12 protein-coding genes and 1 tRNA gene are annotated in these 16447 nt (G+C 71.8%); 7 read left to right on the top strand and 6 right to left on the bottom strand.

Features of this window, described 5'->3' with window-relative positions; all coding sequences use genetic code 11:
* Positions 1–61: 61 nt before the first annotated feature.
* The 5 genes from ACZ31C_RS06775 to ACZ31C_RS06755 form a co-directional block, all read right to left on the bottom strand.
* A complete protein-coding gene (locus ACZ31C_RS06775) occupies positions 62–703 on the bottom strand; it encodes a LysE family translocator (RefSeq protein WP_396744574.1) in 642 nt (213 codons plus the stop codon).
* A 109-nt stretch (positions 704–812) separates the two neighbouring features.
* Positions 813–884 (bottom strand) — tRNA-Arg (locus tag ACZ31C_RS06770).
* 260 nt (positions 885–1144) lie between these two features.
* Positions 1145–1837, bottom strand: a complete 693-nt coding sequence (locus ACZ31C_RS06765) for a winged helix-turn-helix domain-containing protein (RefSeq protein WP_396744816.1) — start codon at positions 1835–1837, stop codon at positions 1145–1147.
* 213 nt (positions 1838–2050) lie between these two features.
* Positions 2051–2680: a DUF305 domain-containing protein gene (locus ACZ31C_RS06760; protein ID WP_396744577.1), complete on the bottom strand. Its 630-nt coding sequence runs from the start codon at positions 2678–2680 to the stop codon at positions 2051–2053.
* Between the two features lie 28 nt (positions 2681–2708).
* Positions 2709–3512 carry a DUF3105 domain-containing protein gene (locus ACZ31C_RS06755; RefSeq protein WP_465794517.1) on the bottom strand — a complete coding sequence of 268 codons (804 nt, stop codon included), beginning with the start codon at positions 3510–3512 and terminating at the stop codon, positions 2709–2711.
* Between the two features lie 101 nt (positions 3513–3613).
* Here ACZ31C_RS06755 and argS point away from each other — a divergent pair, with 101 nt between their 5' ends.
* From argS to ACZ31C_RS06730, 5 genes are all read left to right on the top strand, one after another.
* A complete protein-coding gene (argS, locus tag ACZ31C_RS06750; protein WP_465794516.1) occupies positions 3614–5278 on the top strand; it encodes an arginine--tRNA ligase in 1665 nt (554 codons plus the stop codon).
* 3 nt (positions 5279–5281) lie between these two features.
* Positions 5282–6694, top strand: coding sequence for a diaminopimelate decarboxylase (gene lysA / locus ACZ31C_RS06745; protein WP_465794515.1), 1413 nt, complete (start codon positions 5282–5284; stop codon positions 6692–6694).
* Positions 6695–6702: 8 nt separating this feature from the next.
* Positions 6703–8013 carry a homoserine dehydrogenase gene (locus ACZ31C_RS06740; protein ID WP_465794995.1) on the top strand — a complete coding sequence of 437 codons (1311 nt, stop codon included), beginning with the start codon at positions 6703–6705 and terminating at the stop codon, positions 8011–8013.
* A gap of 73 nt (positions 8014–8086) precedes the next feature.
* Positions 8087–9136, top strand: coding sequence for a threonine synthase (gene thrC, locus ACZ31C_RS06735; protein ID WP_449945891.1), 1050 nt, complete (start codon positions 8087–8089; stop codon positions 9134–9136).
* Between the two features lie 75 nt (positions 9137–9211).
* A complete protein-coding gene (locus ACZ31C_RS06730) occupies positions 9212–10489 on the top strand; it encodes an acyltransferase family protein (RefSeq protein ID WP_465794514.1) in 1278 nt (425 codons plus the stop codon).
* Between the two features lie 29 nt (positions 10490–10518).
* Here ACZ31C_RS06730 and ACZ31C_RS06725 read toward each other — a convergent pair whose 3' ends face one another.
* A complete protein-coding gene (locus tag ACZ31C_RS06725) occupies positions 10519–11085 on the bottom strand; it encodes a TetR/AcrR family transcriptional regulator (RefSeq protein WP_465794513.1) in 567 nt (188 codons plus the stop codon).
* Positions 11086–11158: 73 nt separating this feature from the next.
* Between ACZ31C_RS06725 and ACZ31C_RS06720 the strand changes: the two genes are divergently transcribed.
* Complete coding sequence (locus ACZ31C_RS06720; RefSeq protein WP_465794512.1) at positions 11159–13057, top strand: ABC transporter ATP-binding protein; 1899 nt, start codon at positions 11159–11161, stop codon at positions 13055–13057.
* A 9-nt stretch (positions 13058–13066) separates the two neighbouring features.
* On the top strand, positions 13067–16360 hold the full coding sequence (locus ACZ31C_RS06715) for an efflux RND transporter permease subunit (protein ID WP_465794511.1): 3294 nt from the start codon (positions 13067–13069) through the stop codon (positions 16358–16360).
* The last annotated feature ends 87 nt before the right edge of the window (positions 16361–16447 follow it).

The raw sequence follows: 16447 nt of genomic DNA, 5'->3' as shown, positions 1-16447 counted from the left end.
CAGCGGCCTTAGGCGTAGGTCGATTCCGGCGCTCCCGGCAGGATTGCGTTGCCTCGGAGCCTCAGTCGGGTCGTCCGGTCAGCGCCAGACGCACCCCTAGACCGATCATGACGAGACCAGCCGCTGCGCCGATGGCCTCGAGACGGCGCCGTGACCTTCCCAGCCACAGCCGTGCGGTACCGGCAAACAGCGCCCAGACGCTGTCGGAGATCAGCGCGATCACCACGCAGACGAGCCCCAGCAAGAACATCTGAAGCCAGACACGGCCGGCGGTGTGATTGACGAACTGCGGGAGGATTGCTGCGAACAGGAGAAACCCCTTGGGGTTACTGACGCCGACTACCACGCCCTCGGTGAAGATCCGCCGCATGCTCTTACCTGCCATCGTGCCCTGCATCGCCGTACCGAGCGCCGCACGATGCCGGAAAGCTTGGACCCCCAGGTAGACGAGATACGCAGCCCCAATGAGCTTGATGACGTTGTAGACAAGGATCGAACCTTCCACCAGAGCGCCGAGACCGACCGCGACGGCAGTGACTTGGACAACGAGCCCAACCTCATTGCCCGCGACCGTGACCAGAGCAGCTCGCCTTCCGAGGGAGACACCACGGCTGACCACAAAGAGGACGCTCGGCCCCGGAACGGCGATCACCGCCAGCGCGACGACGAACAGCGCGGCAACCTGATGAAGTTCGATGATCATCCGGCGGATACTAGTCCGACCGGCCGCAGCCGGACAAACGAATAAGGCCGCCGACCGGGTTCCCTGGTCAACGGCCTTCTCGTCTTTGTAGCAGCTTTCCTGGCAAGTGTGCCCCCGGCAGGATTCGAACCTGCGCCCCCGCCTCCGGAGGGCGGTGCTCTATCCCCTGAGCTACGGGGGCTCAGCGACTGGTGAAGACTAGCAAACTCACCCCCCGATCGCCGAACCGGCACCCCACCCCCACCCCCACCCACCCAATCACCCCCACCATCCCCTCCCTCACCCACTCCCACCCCGCCTGGCCCCGTTGATCAAGAAGTTTTGGTGCTCAGCGGCGTGCTCTGGAGGCCAAAACTTCTTGATCAACGGCGTGGACGGGTGGGGCTGGTGGGGGTGGGGTGGGTGGGGGAGGGGGTGGGGTGGGGTGATGGGTGGGGGTGGTTAGGCGGCTTGGGGGCGGCCGCAGCTGGGGAGGGGGTGCGGCACGATGCGGCGGGGGAGGCGGCGGGGCCACTCGTTGCGGGCCCAGGAGCCGTCCACGATCAGGTGTACGGTGCGCTGCTCGGTGCCGCTGAGGCGGAGCACGAAGTCCCGGGGCAGTGCCGGGTCCACCGACGGGGTGGTGACCATGAACCGCACCCGCCCGCGCGAGGAGACCGCCGAGATCACGTCGGCTGCCGGCATCGTGCCGACGAGCCGTACCCGGCCGAGCCAGTAGACCTCGGCGAGGTGCTCCTGGGCGGCTCGGGTGATGGCCGGGTACTCGCTGCGTACCCACCGCTCGACCGCGCCGACGCAGAGCCCGCAGGCGCGCTCGCGCGGCTCGCGCGGGCCCAACCCCCAGGCCCGCAGGTACGCCCCGACGACCCCGGCGTCCAGGGTCAGCCCGAAGTGCTGCTCGATCAGGGTGTGCAGACTCTGGCGAGTCCACAGTTCCTCGTCCAGACCGAACTCGTCGGGGTGGACGCCCCGGAGTGTGTCGATCAGTTCCAACTCCTGCTCGCGGCTGAGCGCTCCCGACTCGCTCTGCCGCTGTCCGCGACGGACGGCTGCCACCGCCCCGTCACCGCCGATGGTGTGGCGTCGGCACCAGCTGGTGACCGAACGCCGTGCGTCTCTGAGTGCAACCCCCACGTCCTGCGCAACGAGCCCGAATCCCAACTGGTCACGATATGTGGGGAGAAAGGTTGTCAAGCTCAGTAATTGGCTCAGAAAGTACTAAAGGCGCGTATAGGACAAAAAGGCGGTGCGGGGTGGTCCGCGTACGGGCGAGGGGCCCGACCGGTGATCCGGCGGGCCCCTCGGGGTGGAAGTACGGTGTCGCGGCGGTCGTGGACCGCCCTGGTCTCAGCCGGCGGCCTGCTGGAGCTTCCGGAGCTCGTTGATCTCCTTCTGCTGCGCCAGCTTCATGGCCTCGGCCATCCGGACCACCTCGGCCCGGTCGGACGTCTTGAGCAGCCCGTCGACCATGTGGATCCCACCGAGATGGTGCTTGATGATCAGATCCATGAAGAGGCGGTCGACCTCGGCGCCCTGGGCCTCGTGGAGCTGGGCGATCTGCTCCCGGGTGGCCATGCCGGGCATCAGCCCGTCCGCGTCCACCCGTACGCCGTCGGGCATCCACTCCATCGCCGGCCGGGTGCCGGTGGGCAGCAGGTCCCACTCCTGCAACCAGCGCTGCATGTGACCGATCTGCGCCTGCTGGGTCAGCGCCATGTCGTACCCCATCTGCCGGATCGCCGGATCCTGCCCCTTGGCGTACGCGACCATGGCCATCTCCACCGCCTGCGCGTGGTGCCGGGACATGTCCCGGGCGAAGCCGGCCTCGGCCGAGTCCTCACCCGGGGTGCGCCCGGCGGCCAGCGTCGCGGCCGTCCAGCCGACGGCGAGCAGCATCAGCGCCGTCAGGGCCAGCGTCAGGTAGCGCAGCGTCCGGGAGGCCGGGCGGGGCTCTGCCCCGCCCGACTGCTCGGTCACCGGTGGGTCCTGCACGGCGGTCGGCATGTCAGCCGCCCTGCGTGGGCTGCATCTCGCGCGGCTCGGTGCCGGTGCCGGTGGTGTAGTTGCCGGAGGAGCACGGCACACCCGGCTCCATCGAGGCGTTCTGCGCCAGCACGGTGGCGAACTCCTTCAGCCGCGAGTCGCCGGCGTCGTCGACCTTGAGCTGGTAGCCCCACGCCTGGATCGAGACGGGCTTGTCGAGGCCCTCGTAGGGGCTCATGAGCATGAAGTCGTTGCCGCGGACGATCTCGGCCAGCTTCTCCACGTCCGCCTCGGGCAGGTCGGGACGGTAGGTGAGCCAGACCGCGCCGTGCTCCAGGCTGTGCAGCGCGTGCTCGTTGGCGATCGGTGCCGCGTACACGTCACCGAGGCAGCGCTGCCAGGTGTTGTTGTGCGGGCCGCCGACCGGCGGGCTGTGCGGGTACTCGATGGAGCCGGCCCGGTGCTCCTGGTTGGAGATGCTCTCCGGGTCGCTCTCCCGGAAGTTGACGATGCCGTCGATCGCCGCGGCCTTGTCCTGCCACGACTGGCTGCCCTTGAAGGTCGCCCAGGCGCCGAAGCCGATGATCGAGGTGGCGAGCACGCCCACGGCGACGAAGAGGGCGATCGGCCCCCATGAGCGGCCCTGGCTGACCTTGACCGGGGTGACCGGCTTGCGGGGACCCTTGCCACCGCCGGAGCGGGGGGTCGCCGGCTTCTTGTCGCTGGTCGGCTTGGCGCCGGCGGCCGGCCGACCCGCCGCCGGCTTCTTGCCGGTGCTGACCACGGTCGGGCGGCGCTGCGGGCCGCCCGGGGTGCTGATGCTCATCGTGCCTCGTCAGGTCGGTCGGTCAGAGGAGTTCAGCGGCCCAGCCCCCGATGCCGGGTCGCCGCCGCGGGGACCGAGTCTACCCCCGATAACATGGTTCGGTGACTCCCGCTGAACTCGCCGAAGCCGTCCTGGCCGCCGCTCACTCCGTCTTCGCCGACCGAGGGCTGGACCGCTCCGCGCTGCCGGAGCACACGACCCTCGAGCGTCCCCGCAATCCCGAGCACGGCGACTACGCCGCCACGCTGGCGCTCCAGCTCAGCAAGAAGGTGGGCGTACCGCCCCGCGAGCTGGCCACCGCGCTCGCCACGGAGCTGGGCAGCACGGCGGGGATCAAGTCGGTGGAGATCGCCGGCCCGGGCTTCCTCAACATCCGGCTCGACGCCGCCGCCGCCGGCCAGCTCGCCCGGACCATCGTCGAGGCGGGCGAGGAGTACGGCCGTGGCGACCGGCTCGCCGGCCTGAAGATCAACCTTGAGTTCGTCTCGGCCAACCCGACCGGACCGGTGCACATCGGCGGGGTGCGGTGGGCAGCGGTCGGCGACGCGCTGAGCCGCCTGCTGCGGGCCGCCGGTGCCGAGGTCGGTACGGAGTACTACTTCAACGACGCCGGCTCGCAGATCGACCGGTTCGCCCGCTCGCTGCTCGCCGCCGCCCGAGGCGAGGCGGCCCCGGAGGACGGTTACGGCGGGGCGTACATCGCCGAGATCGCCGCCGAGGTCACCAGCCGGAGGCCGGAGGTGGAGTCGCTGGACGAGGCCGCCGCCCAGGAGGTGTTCCGGGTCGAGGGCGTCGCGCTGATGTTCGAGGAGATCAAGTCCTCGCTGCGCGACTTCGGGGTGGAGTTCGACACCTACTTCAACGAGAAGGACCTGCACGACCGGGGTGAGCTGGAGCACGCCCTCACCCGGCTGCGGGAGCAGGGACACGTCTTCGACGCCGACGGCGCGACCTGGCTGCGTACCACCGACTTCGGTGACGACAAGGACCGGGTGCTGCGCAAGTCCAACGGCGAGTGGACGTACTTCGCCGCGGACTGCGCCTACTACCTGGACAAGCGGGAGCGCGGCTTCGACCGGGTCGTGATCATGCTGGGCGCGGACCATCACGGCTACATCGGCCGGATGAGGGCGATGGCCGCCTGCTTCGGCGACGATCCGGAGCAGACCCTGGAGATCCTCATCGGCCAGCTGGTCAACCTGGTCCGCGACGGCGCGCCGGTGCGGATGAGCAAGCGCGCCGGCACCGTGGTCACCCTCGAGGACCTGGTCGACGCGATCGGCGTGGACGCCTCCCGGTACGCGCTGGCCCGCTACTCCAGCGACTCGCCGATCGACATCGACATCGAGCTGTGGACCCGGGCCACCCGCGACAACCCGGTCTACTACGTGCAGTACGTGGCGGCCCGGACGGCCAACGTCGCGCGCAACGCCGCCGAGGTCGGGCTGCCCCGGGGTGACGCCGACTCGTTCCGGCCCGAGCTGCTCGACCACGACAAGGAGAACGATCTGCTCAAGGCGCTCGCCGAGTTCCCCGCCGTGGTGGCCGCCGCCGCCGAGCTGCGCGAACCGCACCGGGTGGCCCGCTACCTGGAGGACCTGGCCGGTGCCTACCACCGGTTCTACGACAACTGCCGGATCCTGCCCCGGGGTGACGAGAAGGTCACCGACCTGCACCGGGCCCGGCTGTGGCTGAACGACGCCACCCGGGTGGTCATCGCCAACGGCCTGCGCCTGCTCGGCGTCTCGGCCCCCGAGAGGATGTGACCGATGCGCGCTCACGAGGCCGGTGCGCTGCACGGTGACATCGGCAACCGGGGGCCGGCGTGGCTGCGTACCCCGGGCGACGTCAACGCCCTGGTGCCGCGCCTGTGGCCGCGCAACACCCGGCGCGGCGACGACGGCGCGCTGGTCGTCGCGGGGCTGGACGTCCGCGACGTCGCCGCCCGGTTCGGCACCCCGGTGTACGTCCTCGACGAGGACGACCTGCGGTCGCGCTGCCGCGACTTCCGGGCCGCCTTCCCGGACGAGGACGTCTACTACGCGGGCAAGGCGTTCCTCTGCCGCGCGGTGGTCCGGATGATCGCCGAGGAGGGGCTTTTCCTCGACGTGTGCAGCGGTGGGGAACTGGCCGTGGCGTTGGCCGGCGGGATGCCGCCGGAACGGATCGGCTTCCACGGCAACAACAAGTCCGTGGCCGAGCTGACCCGGGCGTTGGACGCCGGGGTGGGCCGGATCATCGTCGACTCCTCCGACGAGATCGACCGGCTCACCGCGCTGGCCCGCGAACGGGGCGTGCGGCCCCGGGTGATGATCCGGGTCACCGTCGGCGTGGAGGCGCACACCCACGAGTTCATCGCCACCGCGCACGAGGACCAGAAGTTCGGCTTCTCGCTGGCCGGCGGCGCGGCGAGCGCGGCGGCGCTGCGGATCCTCGACGAGGACGTGCTGGAGCTGCGCGGCCTGCACTCGCACATCGGCTCGCAGATCTTCGACACCAGCGGATTCGAGGTGTCCGCCCGCCGGGTGCTCTCGCTCCAGGCGCAGATCCGCGACGCCCGTGGGGTGGAGCTGCCGGAGCTGGACCTCGGCGGCGGCTTCGGCATCGCGTACACCACCCAGGACGACCCCTCGACCCCGCACGAGCTGGCCAAGCGGTTGCGCCGGATCGTGGACGCGGAGTGCGCGGCGGAGCGCCTGACGGTGCCGCGCATCTCGATCGAGCCGGGTCGGGCGATCGTCGGCCCGGCCGTGTTCACCCTCTATGAGGTGGGCACCGTGAAGTCCGTGCTGGTCGGCGCCGGTGGTGACGCGGCCGACGGGCACCGGGCCTACGTCAGCGTCGACGGGGGGATGAGCGACAACATCCGGACCGCGCTCTACGACGCCGCGTACTCGGCGACGCTGGCCTCCCGGGCCACCTCCGCCGGGTCGATGCTCGCCCGCGTGGTGGGAAAGCATTGTGAGTCCGGGGACATCCTGGTGAAGGATGAATTCCTGCCCGCCGACGTGCAGCCCGGAGATCTTGTCGCGGTGCCGGGCACCGGTGCCTACTGCCGCAGCATGGCCAGCAACTACAACCACGTGCCGCGCCCCCCGGTGGTCGCGGTGCGGGACGGCCAGGCCCGGCTGATCGTTCGACGGGAGACCGAAGAGGACCTGCTCGCCTTGGATGTGGGATGAATCAACCTGTGCGCCTGGCCCTGCTCGGCTGCGGCACCGTCGGTGCCGAGGTGGTGCGGCTGCTGCACGTGCAGTCGGCCGACCTCGCCGCCCGGATCGGTGCTCCGCTGGAGATCGCCGGTATCGCGGTACGCCGGCTCGGGCGTGACCGTGGTGACCTGCCGGTCGATCCGGCGCTGTTCACCACGGACGCGCTCGGGCTGATCAAGCGCGACGACGTGGACGTGGTCGTCGAAGTGGTCGGCGGCATCGAACCGGCGCGCGGGTGGCTGGTGGAGGCGCTGCGGGCCGGCAAGAGCGTGGTCACCGCCAACAAGGCGCTGCTCGCCGAGGACGGCGGCACGCTGCACGACGCGGCGGCCGAGGGCGACGCCGACCTCTACTACGAGGCCTCGGTGGCCGGGGCGATCCCGCTGCTGCGACCGCTGCGCGAATCGCTGCACGGCGACCGGATCACCCGGGTCACCGGCATCGTCAACGGCACCACCAACTTCATCCTCTCCGCCATGCACGCCACCGGCGCCGGCTTCGCCGAGGCGCTGGAGGAGGCCACCGAGCTGGGGTACGCGGAGGCCGACCCGACCGCCGACGTGGAGGGCTTCGACGCGGCGGCCAAGGCGGCGATCCTCGCCTCGCTGGCGTTCCACACCCGGGTCGGTGCCGACGACGTGCACCGGGAGGGCATCACCGAGGTGACCGCCGCCGACGTGGCCAGCGCGAAGGCGATGGGCTGCACGATCAAGCTGCTCTGCATCGCCGCGCGCGGTGCCGACGGGCAGGGACGCGAGACGGTCAGCGTCCGGGTGCACCCGGCGATGATCCCGCTGAGCCACCCGCTGGCCGGGGTCGGTGACGCGTTCAACGCGGTCTTCGTCGAGGCCGACGCGGCCGGGCAGTTGATGTTCTACGGCCGGGGTGCGGGCGGGTCGCCGACCGCCAGCGCGGTGCTCGGCGACGTGGTCGCGGTGGCCCGCAACCGGCTGGCCGGGGTCCGCGCGGCCAGCGAGTCCGCCTACGCCGACCTGCCCGTGCGGCCGATGGGCGAGGCGCTCACCCGCTACCACATCAGTCTCGACGTGGCCGACCGTCCGGGTGTGCTGGAGGCGGTGGCCGGGGTGTTCGCCCGTCACGACGTCTCGATCGCCACCGTGCGGCAGGGACCGGCCGGTGGCGGTGCCGGGGGAGCGGGCGAGGCGATCCTGGTCATCGTGACCCACGTGGCGCCGGACGCGGCGCTCGCGGCGACCGTCGGCGAACTGCGCGGGCTCGATATCGTCCGTTCGGTGGCGAGCGTGCTGCGGGTCGAGGGGGGCTCGTGAGCGGGCGGCCCGGATGCGGACGGCTCCCGGCCGGTGGTGACCGGTGACGGGTACGAGAGGCGAGGAGAGCGGCATGTGGCGGGGTCTGATCGAGGCGTACCGGGACCGGTTGCCGGTGACCGACGCCACGCCGGTCGTCACGCTGCACGAGGGGAACACGCCGCTGCTGCCCGCGCCGGTGCTCTCCGCGCGGCTCGGCTGCGACGTCTACCTCAAGGTGGAGGGCGCCAACCCGACCGGGTCGTTCAAGGACCGGGGCATGACGATGGCCGTCTCCAAGGCGGTCGAGGCGGGTAACAAGGCGATCATCTGCGCCTCCACCGGCAACACCAGCGCCTCCGCCGCCGCATACGCGGCCCGCGCCGGGGTGACCTGCGCGGTGCTGGTGCCGCAGGGCAAGATCGCTCTCGGCAAGCTGGCCCAGGCCCTGGTGCACGGCGCGAAGCTGCTCCAGGTCAACGGCAACTTCGACGACTGCCTGGCGCTGGCCGCCAAGCTCGCCCAGGACTACCCGGTGGCGCTGGTCAACTCGGTCAACATCGACCGGCTGCACGGCCAGAAGACGGCCGCGTTCGAGATCGTGGAGGCGCTCGGCGACGCGCCGGACATCCACTGCCTGCCGGTCGGCAACGCCGGCAACATCTCCGCGTACTGGATGGGCTACGTCGAGGACCGCGACGCCGGCAACGCCACCCGCACCCCGAAGATGTACGGCTTCCAGGCCGCCGGTGCCGCACCGATCGTGACCGGGCAGGTGGTGCCCGAGCCGTCCACGATCGCCACCGCCATCCGGATCGGCAACCCGGCGAGCTGGACGAAGGCGTTGGACGCCCGGGAGGCCAGCGGCGGCCTGATCGAGGCGGTCACCGATCGGGAGATCCTGACGGCATACCGCCTGCTGGCCCGGGAGGTCGGCGTCTTCGTGGAGCTGGGCAGCGCGGCCAGCGTGGCGGGTCTGTTGCAGCAGGCCGCCGCCGGTCGGGTACCGGCCGGGTCCACCGTGGTCTGCACCGTCACCGGGCACGGCCTCAAGGATCCGGAGTGGGCGATCACCACCGCGCCCGCGCCGGTCACCATCGCCAACGACCCGCTCGCCGCGGCCCGTTCGCTCGACCTCGCCTGAGGCCGCAAAACCGCCCGGTTTCTCCTTTATGGGCGTTTTGGTAGCAAAAGCGGCTTCTGGCGGTACAACTGTGGGGTGGCTACCGACCCGGTGGCTGCCGAGGCCCCGCGGGCACCCGGCGCGACAGGCGTCGCGCCCGTCGTCGCCGTGCAGCCACGGACCTCCTACCTGGACCTGCTGCGCGCGGCGGCACTGGCCCGGGTGCTGCTGTACCACGCCACCGGGTGGCTGTGGCTGAGCCTGCTGGTCCCGGCGATGGGCGTCATGTTCGGCGTGGCCGGTGCGTTGCTGGCCGCGTCGCTGGACCGGTACGGCACCCGGGCCGTCGCCCGCCGGATGCGGCGGCTGCTGGTGCCATTCTGGGCCTTCGGCGCGACGGTGCTGGTGCTGGTCGTCGTCGCCGGTCGTGTGACCGGTACGCCGAGCGGGTTCGGGTTCGGCGACGTCCTCTGGTGGCTGCTGCCGCTGCGGGTGCCGTCGGCGGGCGGGATGTCCTGGGGTTGGGCGTTCACCGTCGGGCTCTGGTACGTCTCGACGTACCTGTGGCTGACCCTGCTCTCACCGCTGCTCCTGCCGCTGTATCGCCGCTGGCCGTGGCCCGTGCTCGCGGCGGCCACCGTCCTGCCGGTGTGCACGTATCTCGCCGGGGTCACCCAGTTCTATTTCGTCGTGTCGTACCTGCCCTGCTGGCTGCTGGGCTTCGCGTACCACGACGGACTGCTGCGGCGGGTGCCGGCGCGCCTCTATCACGTCCTGGTCCTGGTGCTGGCCACCGTCGGCGGCACCTGGGTGCTGCTCGCCGCCACCACGGGTACGCCGAGCGAGCTCAACCACATCCCGGCCGGCTCCACCATCTGGTCGGTGGCCTGGGTCGCGGCGCTGCTGCGGCTGGCTCCCCGCTCGTCCGGCGGGCCCCGATCGTCGGAGGCGGCCCGGCCGGTGCGGGGTGGCGGGCTGCTGCGCCTGGTCAACGCGCGGGCGCTCACCGTCTACCTGTGGCACATCCCGGCCAGCGCGGCGATCACCGCTCTGCTCATGCCGTGGCTCGCCTTCGACTCCGTCGCCCATGTGGGGCTGCGCCTGGTCGGGATGGTCCTGCTGACCGTCGTCGCGGCGCTGGCCGTCGGGTGGATCGAGGATCTCGCCGCCCGGCGGCGGCCACGGCTGCTGCGGGTGGGCGCCCCGGCGCTGCCACGGTCGACACGCCGTGGTGGTGCGGGCGTGCCGCGCCGGCGGGCCGCCACCGACGGGCTGGTCGAACCGGTGCCGACCGCCGGGCCGATGTCGCAGGTCGGGCCGGGTGCGTCGGTCGGTCCCGTGTCGTCGGCTGCGCCGGGGGAGTCGGGCGGGTGACGGCGGTCGGGGCCGAGTGACGCCGCCGGTCAGGCCCGGTGCGCGACCGCGCCGGCGATGGTGCGGATGACCAGGCCGAGGGCCTCGTGCCGGGAGACCTCGTGTGCGGCCAGGTAGCTCCAGCCGGCGTACAACTGGGACCAGAGCACGGACTGCACCCACGGCGCGGGCAGCGCCGGGTCGATGCTGCCGTCGGCGTGGCCCCGCGCGATCACGGCGTAGAAGTCGTCGTCGCAGACCTCGGTGCCCCAGACCGGGTCCTCGATGATGGCCGGTTCCGCGAAGACGAGCGAGAGCAGGTCGCCCAGGTCGAAGTACTCCGCGCAGAGGCGGAGCAGCGCCTCGGCGCCGGTGCCGTCGGCCAGGCGGGCGCGTCCGGTGGCCTCGTTCAGCCGGGTCGCACCTTCGGCCGCCACGGCGGTCAGCAGGTCGGAGCGTTCGGCGAAGTAGCGGTGCAGAGTGGTCCGACCGACCTGAGCGGCGGTGGCGATCTCGCCGAGGCTGGCGGCCTGGTTGTGACTGAGCACCTCGATCGCGGCTTGCAGGATGGCCTGCCGGGTCCGCGCCCGGCTGCCGCTCTCGTCGGTGGTCGTCACGCCGGACAGGTTACCAACGTACGGATTCGGAATATAGCTTGCCCGTAGTGGAACAGTGGTGTTCCATTGCGGGGTGACTGTGACCGGCGTACCCATCGCGACCGAACCGGAGCCGACCGCCCCGCGCGCCCGCACCAGGCTGCTGCTGACCTATCTCCGACCGCACTGGCCGGCCATGCTGGTCGGATTGCTGCTCGGCCTGGTCGCCAACGCGGCCGGGCTGGCCACCCCGCTGGTGACCAAGTGGGTGCTGGACACCCTCGGTGCCGGCGAGTCGCTGGCCCGACCGGTCGCCGTGCTGCTGGTGCTCGTGGTGGTCGGTGCCGCCATCTCGCTGTGGCAGTGGATCCTGATGGGCCGCATCGCCGAGCGGGTGGTGCTCGACGCCCGCACCGGCGTGATCCGTCGCTACTTCGCCGCCCGGATCGACCAGCTCACCCACCGCTCCGGCGGTGAACTGGTCACCCGGGCCACCTCCGACCCCGCGTTGCTGCACCAGGCGTCCGGCAGCCTGGTCGGCCTGACCAACGGTGCGTTGGCGCTGGTCGGGACGCTGGTGCTGATGGGCGCGCTCGACCTGGTGCTGCTCGGCGCCACCATGGTCGCGGTGGTCGTGGTGGCGGTGCTGATGGGACTGCTGCTGCCCTCCATCGGCCGTGCCCAGGAGGCGGCCCAGGAATCGGTCGGGCGGTTCGGCGGGGCCCTCGAAGGCTCACTGCGCGCCATCCGGACGGTCAAGGCCAGCCGCGCCGAACAGCGTCAGACGTCGGCGCTCACCACGCACGCCCGCGACGCCGCCGAGCACGGACTTCGCGCCGCCCGGCGCAGCGCCCTGGTGTGGACGATCTCCTGGACCGGCATCCAGCTCGCGGTCATCGTCATCCTGGGCGTCGGCGCGGCACGGGCCGAACGCGGCCTGATCGAGGTCTCCACCCTGATCGCGTTCCTGCTCTACGCCTTCGGGCTGATGGGGCCGATCAGCGAGCTGACCCAGAATCTCACCGCCATGCAGGCCGGGATCGCGGCGGCCGGTCGGCTCCGTGAGATCGAGGCGGTCGAGGCCGAACCCGGCTCGTCGCCGACCACCACCGCAGCCGCCGCGCCGGAGCCGGTACCGCCGGTCGTCACCGCCGGCCACCGCGACCGCTCCGGGCCGGTGCTGACGCTGCGGGGCGTCACCGCCCGGTACGCGCCCTCGGCGCCACCCGCCGTTCGGGACATCGACCTGGAGATTCCTCGCGTCGGCCACACCGCGCTGGTCGGGCCCTCGGGGGCCGGCAAGACCACCCTGTTCTCCCTGCTGCTGCGCTTCGTCGAACCGGAACACGGGGAACTGCTGCTCGACGGCGGCCGGTACGCCGACCACACCCCGGCGCAGATCCGTGGCCGACTGGCCTACGTGGAGCAGGAGGCGCCGGTGGTGCCCGGCACCATCGGGGACAACCTGCGCTTCACCCACCCGGACGCCACCGACGACGAACTGTGGACCGCGCTGCGGGCGGTGAACCTGCACGAGAAGGTGAGCGGGCTGGCGCTCGGGTTGGACACGCCGTTGGCGGCCACCACCGTCTCCGGCGGCGAACGGCAGCGCATCGCGCTGGCGCGGGCGGTGCTGCGTACGCCGGACGTGCTGTTGCTCGACGAGGCCACCTCGCAGGTCGACGGCCTGACCGAGGCGGTGGTGAGCCGGTGCGTCCGGCAGCGGGCCCAGGAAGGGGCGGTGGTGACGATCGCGCACCGACTCTCCACCGTGCTCGACGCCGACCAGATCGTGGTGATGGAACGGGGACGGATCCGCGCCGTCGGCGACCACGCCACCCTGCTGCGCACCGACGAGCTGTACCGGGACCTGGTGGCGTCGTTGCGGATCGGCACCGCCGAACCGGTGCCCGCCGGGCCCGCCCCGGACACCGACGGGCGGACCGGGTCGGGCACACTGCTCGTGCCCTTCGAACGTCTCCCCCAGGAGTGAGCCACGCCGATGTCGCTGCTCGCCAGATTCAGCCTCGCCAACCGAGGGCTGGTCGCCCTCATCGCGGTGGTGACCACGGCGTTCGGTGCGTACGCCGTGCCGTCGCTGAAGCAGCAACTCCTGCCCTCGTTGGAGTTCCCCGCCGCGTTCATCGTGGCGTCCTACCCCGGTGCCGGGCCCGAGGTCGTCGAGTCCCAGGTGACCGTGCCGATCGAGAACAGCCTGCAAGGCATTCCCGCGCTGGACAGTGTCACCTCCACCTCCCGCGAGGGCCTGAGCACCATCCAGGTGCAGTACGAGTTCGGCACCGACCTGGACGACGTGGTCAACCGGATGCAGACCGCGCTCAACCGCACCCGGCTGCCCGACGAGGTCGAGCCGCAGGTGATCGCGGGCAGCACGGACGACCTGCCGGCCGTGGTGCTCGCCGCCAGCGGCGGTGACGACGAGCGTGCCCTCGCGGCCACACTGCGGGACACGGTGGTGCCCGAGCTGGCGGCCATCGAGGGCGTACGCGGCGTCGAGCTGACCGGCGTCCGTGACGACCTGGTGGTCATCACCCCGGACCCGGCCAAGCTGACCCGGGCCAAGGTGCAGCCGACCGCGATCGGCACCGCGTTGCAGGCCAACGGGGTGTCGGTGCCCGCCGGAGCGGTCCTGGACGGCAACCGGGCGCTGCCGGTGCAGGTGGGCTCACCACTGACCACGCTGGACGACCTGCGGGCCGTCATCGTCGCACCGGCGAGGGGCAAGACCGCTCCGGTCCGCCTGGGCGATGTCGCCACGGTCTCCGAGCAACTCGCCCCGGCCACCGCGATCACGCGTACCAACGGTCGGGAGAGCCTGGGCCTCGCGGTCACCGCGGACCCGGACGGCAACGCGGTGCAGATCTCGCACGAGGTGGCCGACCGGCTCGACGGACTGCGGGCCGCCACCGGCGCCGAGTTGACCGTCGTGCTCGACCAGGCCCCGTTCGTGGAGAAGTCGATCAAGACGCTGAGCACCGAGGGTCTGCTGGGCCTGATCATGGCCGTGGTGGTCATCCTGGTGTTCCTGCTGTCGATCCGCTCCACCGTGGTCACCGCGGTCTCCATCCCGCTGTCCGTGGTGGTCGCACTGCTCGCCCTCTGGATCGGCGACTACTCGCTCAACCTGCTCACCCTCGGCGCGTTGACGGTCGCCGTCGGGCGGGTGGTGGACGACTCGATCGTGGTGCTGGAGAACATCAAACGGCACCTCACGTACGGCGGGCCGAAGCGGGAGGCGATCCTCACCGCCGTCCGCGAGGTGGCCGGAGCGGTCACCGCCTCCACGCTCACCACGGTCGCCGTCTTCGCGCCGATCGCCCTGGTCGGCGGCTTCGTCGGCCAGCTCTTCGCACCGTTCGCGATCACGGTCACGGTGGCGCTGCTGGCCTCGCTGCTGGTCTCGCTGACGGTGGTGCCGGTGCTCGCGTACTGGTTCCTGAAGCCGGTCACCGGCGCCGACGGGGCAGCCGTGCGCCGCGCCGCCGAGGAGCGGGAACTGCGCAGCCCGTTGCAGCGGGCATACCTGCCGGTGATCCGGTTCGCCACCGGGCGGCGGGCGTTCCGCTGGGCCACCCTGGCGGCCGGGCTGGTGGTGCTGCTCGGCACGTTCGGTCTGGCCCGGCAGTTGGAGACCAACTTCCTGGACGACTCCGGTCAGGACACGCTGAACATCCGGCAGGAGCTGCCGGTGGGCACCGGGCTGGTCGGCACCGACGCGGCGGCCCGAAGGGTCGAGGCGGTGCTGGCGGAGACGCCGGGGGTGCGGTCGTACCAGGTCACCGCCGGTGGCGGCGACTCGCCGTGGGGCGGTGGCGCCGGCAACAACGTGGCCAGTTACGCGCTGCTGCTCGGCGAGGAGACCGACGCCAAGGAGATGCGCGGCATCCTGCGGGACCGCATCGGGGCGCTCGGCGCCGAGGCGGGCGAGATCACCTTCCCGGCGGGCCAGGGCGGCGCGTCCGCCAACGAGCTGGCCGTGGTGGTGCGCGCCGCCGACCCCGAGGCGCTGACCCGGGCGGCCGAGCAGGCCGAGGCGGTGTTGACCCGCCTCGGGGGCGTCGAGGACGTCTCGTCCACCCTCACCGAGCAGGTGCCACGGGTGGAGGTGACCGTCGACCGGACGGCCGCCAGCCGGGCCGGGCTCACCGAGGCCGCGGTCGGTCAGCTCGTCGCGCAGGCGTTCCGGGGTACGCCGCTGGGCCAGGTGAGCCTGGACGACGGTGCGCGCGACGTGGTGCTGCGGCTGTCCGCGCAGCCGCCGACGACCGTGACCGAGCTGCGCGAGATGCGGGTCGGCGCGGTGAAGCTGGACGACATCGCCGAGATCACCGAGACCACCGGACCTCAGCAGGTGCGGCGGATCGACGGTGAGCGCAGCGTCTCGGTGACCGGCACGGTCACCGGCTCCGACCTGGGCGCGATCAGCAGCGAGCTGCAACGCGAGCTGGACGCGATCGACGTACCCGGAGCGACCCTGACCATCGGCGGGGTCAGCGCCGAGCAGCGGGATACCTTCGCCGATCTCGGTCTGGCCGTGCTGGCCGCGATCGCGATCGTGTTCCTGATCATGATGGCGACCTTCCGCAGCGTCGTACAGGCGCTGATCCTGCTGGTCTCGATCCCGTTCGCGGCCACCGGCGCGGTCGCCCTGCTGCTGGCCACGGGCACCGCGTTGAGCGTGCCGGCGCTGATCGGCGTGCTCATGCTCGTCGGCATCGTGGTGACCAACGCGATCGTGCTGCTGGACCTGGTCAACCAGTACCGGGCACAGGGGATGGGCGTCCGGGAGGCGGTGGTCGAGGGTGGACGCCACCGGCTCCGCCCGATCCTGATGACCGCCATCGCGACCATCTTCGCGTTGACGCCGATGGCCTTCGGGCTCACCGGCGAGGGCGGGTTCATCTCCCGACCGCTGGCGATCGTGGTGATCGGCGGCCTGCTCAGCTCCACCCTGCTCACGCTGATCCTGGTGCCCACGCTGTACGCCATGGTGGAGGACACCAAGGCGTCGGTGCGGGGCCGGCGTCGGGGCCGGTCCGGCTCGACGCCCGAGGACGAGTCGCGCGACGTCGACCCGGACGACACGGCCGACACAGCCGACGGCGAACCGGCCGGACGGGAGGCGACTGCGACTGCGCCGCCCGCCGAGGAGCGCAGAGCGGAGAGCCGGCCGGTGCCGGCGGCGCCCTCCGGCGCGCTGATCGAGAACACCGACCAGTTCGAGGTGCTCCGGCTGCCGAAGACCCGCAACTCGCCGTTCCCGCCCACTGAGTGAAAGGAGGGGTCCCCTACTAACGCCTCGTGCATAGCAGGGGACCCCTCCTTACATCCGGGTGTCCGCGCCCCGACTCACCGCGGGAGG

The sequence above is a fragment of the Micromonospora sp. NPDC023869 genome, assembly GCF_055559695.1.
The sequence above is the reverse complement of the archived record's forward strand: the minus strand, read 5'-3'. Positions and strand labels throughout refer to the sequence as shown.